At 69.5% G+C, this 3,290-nt stretch carries 5 protein-coding genes; 4 read left to right on the top strand and 1 reads right to left on the bottom strand.

Annotated features, from left to right (window positions below; translation table 11 throughout):
• The 4 genes from AB7U92_RS24320 to AB7U92_RS24305 all read left to right on the top strand — a co-directional run.
• A partial coding sequence (locus AB7U92_RS24320) for a 4Fe-4S dicluster domain-containing protein (RefSeq protein WP_428582975.1) occupies positions 1–512 on the top strand: 512 nt, incomplete at its 5' end.
• Entirely contained in the window at positions 509–1,411 is a 903-nt protein-coding gene (gene napH / locus AB7U92_RS24315) for a quinol dehydrogenase ferredoxin subunit NapH (RefSeq protein ID WP_428582973.1), read from the top strand. The genes AB7U92_RS24320 and napH, both read left to right, overlap by 4 nt.
• A 2-nt stretch (positions 1,412–1,413) precedes the next feature.
• Entirely contained in the window at positions 1,414–1,869 is a 456-nt protein-coding gene (locus tag AB7U92_RS24310; RefSeq protein WP_428582971.1) for a nitrate reductase cytochrome c-type subunit, read from the top strand.
• Between the two features lie 11 nt (positions 1,870–1,880).
• Entirely contained in the window at positions 1,881–2,537 is a 657-nt protein-coding gene (locus AB7U92_RS24305; RefSeq protein ID WP_428582969.1) for a NapC/NirT family cytochrome c, read from the top strand.
• A 16-nt stretch (positions 2,538–2,553) separates the two neighbouring features.
• On the opposite strand, the gene mobB is transcribed toward AB7U92_RS24305, so the two are convergent.
• Complete coding sequence (gene mobB / locus AB7U92_RS24300; protein ID WP_428582967.1) at positions 2,554–3,066, bottom strand: molybdopterin-guanine dinucleotide biosynthesis protein B; 513 nt, start codon at positions 3,064–3,066, stop codon at positions 2,554–2,556.
• Between the last annotated feature and the right edge of the window lie 224 nt (positions 3,067–3,290).

Raw genomic sequence — 3,290 nt, 5'->3', positions numbered from 1 at the left:
AGATGTGCGAGGACGTTCCGTGCGTGAAGGCCTGCCCGACCGGCGCGCTCGACCCCGCGCTGACCGACATCACGAAGGCGAAGATGGGCGTGGCGGTGCTCATCGACCAAGAGAACTGCCTCAACTTCCTCGGCCTGCGCTGCGACGTCTGCTACCGCGTCTGCCCGGTGATCGACGAGGCGATCACGCTGGAGAAGTTCAGCAACCCGCGCAGCGACCGCCACGCGATGCTGCTGCCCACCGTGCATGCCGAGCACTGCACCGGCTGCGGCAAGTGCGAGAAGAGCTGCGTGCTCGAGCAGGCGGCGATCAAGGTGCTGCCGATGGACATCGCCCGTGGCGAGCTCGGCCATCACTACCGCAAGGGCTGGGAAGCCGGCAACCGGGCCGGCCGGCCGGCCTTCGATCAGCCGGTGCAGAACCTGCCCGAGCAGGCCGTGCCCGGCGACATCGCGCCGCTGCGCTCGGGGCGTGATCCCTATGCGCCACCGGCGTCGGAGGCCGCCAAGTGAGCACGCCGGTGACCAGCCGCAGCTTCGGGCTGCACCGAGCCAGCGCCGTCAAGTCCCCCGGCCGCGAGGCGGTGCGCGCCAAGGGCTGGTGGCTCGCGCACCGTTTCCTGCTGCTGCGCCGGCTGTCGCAGCTGGCCGTCTTCGCGCTGTTCCTGCTCGGCCCGCTGGCCGGGGTGTGGATCGTCAAGGGCAACCTGTCGTCGAGCGTGACGCTCGGCGTGCTGCCGCTGACCGACCCCTTCGTGTTGGCCCAGTCGCTGGCGGCGCGGCATGCGCCCGAGATGGCGGCGCTGACCGGGGTGGCGATCGTGATCGCCTTCTACGCGTTGGCGGGCGGCCGGGTGTTCTGCAGCTGGGTCTGCCCGGTCAACGTGGTCACCGATGCGGCTTCGTGGCTGCGCCGGAGGCTGCGCATCACCAGCGGCCGCGCGCCGCGCGGCACCTTGCGCTACTGGCTGCTCGGCGCGGTGCTGGTGGCCAGCGCGATCACCGGCCAGGCGGTCTGGGAGAGCGTCAACCCGGTCTCGATGACGCAGCGCGCGCTGATCTTCGGCGGCACCGCCGCCTGGGCCGCCACGGCCGCGGTCTTCCTGTTCGACCTGCTGGTGGCGCCGCGCGGCTGGTGCGGCCACCTCTGCCCGGTCGGAGCGGCCTATGCGCTGATCGGCAGCAAGAGCCCGCTGCGCGTGGCCGCGGCGCATTCGAGCCGCTGCAACGACTGCGCCGACTGCTACGCCGTCTGCCCCGAGCCGCAGGTCATCGTGATCCCGCTGAAAGGCAAGGACGGCGCCTCGCCGGTCATCACCGACCGCGAGTGCACCAACTGCGGCCGCTGCATCGACGTCTGCGGCCCCGACGTCTTCCGATTCACCCACCGATTCGACACCCGAAGGGACTGACCATGAGAGTCCGCGATCTCCTCAAGTACGCACTGGCCGCCGGCATCTTCGCGCTTGGCACCCAGCTCGCCCCCGCAGCCGACGAGACGGTTCAGATCAAGGCCCTGCGCGGCGGCACGCCGGTGACGCAGGACAACCCGCCGGTGGCCTCGCACCAGGAGCGCGACCGCCCGGTGGGCGACCGCGACTTCGTGCAGCAGCCCCCGCTGATCCCTCACAACACCGCCGGCTACCAGATCACCAAGAACTACAACAAGTGCATGGACTGCCACGCCTGGCAGAAGGCAGGAGCCGCCGGCGCGACCAAGGTCAGCGTCACCCACTTCCGCACCCGCGAGGGCCAGGAACTCGACAACATCAGCCCGCGCCGCTACTTCTGCACGCAGTGCCACGTGCCGCAGACCGACGCCAAGCCGCTGGTGGAGAACAACTTCAAGCGCGCCCGCGGGCTGCAGTGAGGAGCGGCGACATGGCCGACGACAACAACAACGGCAGCCCGCGAGGCGGGCGCATCCGCCGGCTCGGCGCCTGGGTGTGGGGCCTCGCCACCGGCGCGCTGGGCATCGCCTTCGTGTTCGGCATCCTGTTCTGGGGCGGCTTCAACACCGCGATGGAATGGACCAACCGCGAGGAGTTCTGCATCAGCTGCCACGAGATGAAGGACAACGTCTACGTGGAGTACCGCAACACCATCCACTACCAGAACCGCACCGGCGTTCGCGCCACCTGCCCCGACTGTCACGTACCGAAGGAGTGGGTGCCGAAGATCATCCGCAAGATCCAGGCGAGCAACGAGGTGCTGCACAAGGTGCTCGGCTCCATCGACACGCCGGAGAAGTTCAACGCCAAGCGCGCCGTGCTGGCCCAGCACGAGTGGGACCGCATGAAGAAGAACAACAGCCAGGAGTGCCGCAACTGCCACAACTTCACGTTCATGGACTATGCGGAGCAGAACCGGCGTGCGGCCAACACCCACCAGGAGGCCTTCAATGCGGGGCTGACCTGCATCGACTGCCACAAGGGCATCGCCCACACGCTGCCGCCGATCGAGCAGAACATCGGCGCCAGCAAGGACGGCGCGCTGCAGGTGCCGGCGCCGCAGGCTTCGGCGGCCGAGGCGCGCTGATCCGCTCCGCCTGGGCTCAGTCCCGGTGCGGCCGGGCCTGGGCGAGCACGAAGCCGGCCACCGCACCGGCGTCGTGCAGGTCGAGCCAGGGCAGGCCGGGCGCCATGTCGGCCGGCCGCGCCGCGTCGCTGGCGATGCCGACGATGCCTGGCCACTGCGGCCACAGCATCGCGCGGCCCTGTGATGGCCGCCACACCTCGAGCTTCGGGAAGTCGCCCTGCTTGAAGCCCTCGATCAGCACCAGGTCGCAGCGCTGCAGGCGCGACAGCAGGTAGGGCAGCGGCGGCTCCTCGGCGCCGCGCAACTCGTGCATCAGCGCCCAGCGCCCGTCGCCGAGCAGCAGCACCTCCTGGCAGCCGGCCTCACGCAGCCGGTACGAATCCTTGCCCGGCCGGTCGATCTCGATCGCCTTGTGGCTGTGCTTGACCAGCGAGACCACCAGATCGCTTTCGCGCAGCAGCGGAATCACGCGCTCGAGCAGCGTCGTCTTGCCCATGCCGGAATGCCCGGCGATCCCGAAGACCTTCATGCGCCGATTCTCGCGCGGCGCACGAATGCAAACGGCGGCAGGGTCGCCCCTGCCGCCGCTGTCGAAGCGAATCCGGTGATGCGGATTACTTCTTCGCCTTCTCCATCGCGTCGCTCTTGGACATCTCGCCCGACTTGACGGCTTCCTTGACTTCCTTCTTCACCTCGGCACGGCTCTTCTCCGACTTGGCGGCCGGCGCGGGGCTGGCGTCGCACTCGCGGCTG

Source organism: Piscinibacter sp. (assembly GCF_050175855.1).
Classification (GTDB): Bacteria; Pseudomonadota; Gammaproteobacteria; order Burkholderiales; family Burkholderiaceae_C; genus Piscinibacter.
This window is presented reverse-complemented; position numbering and strand designations above follow the sequence as displayed.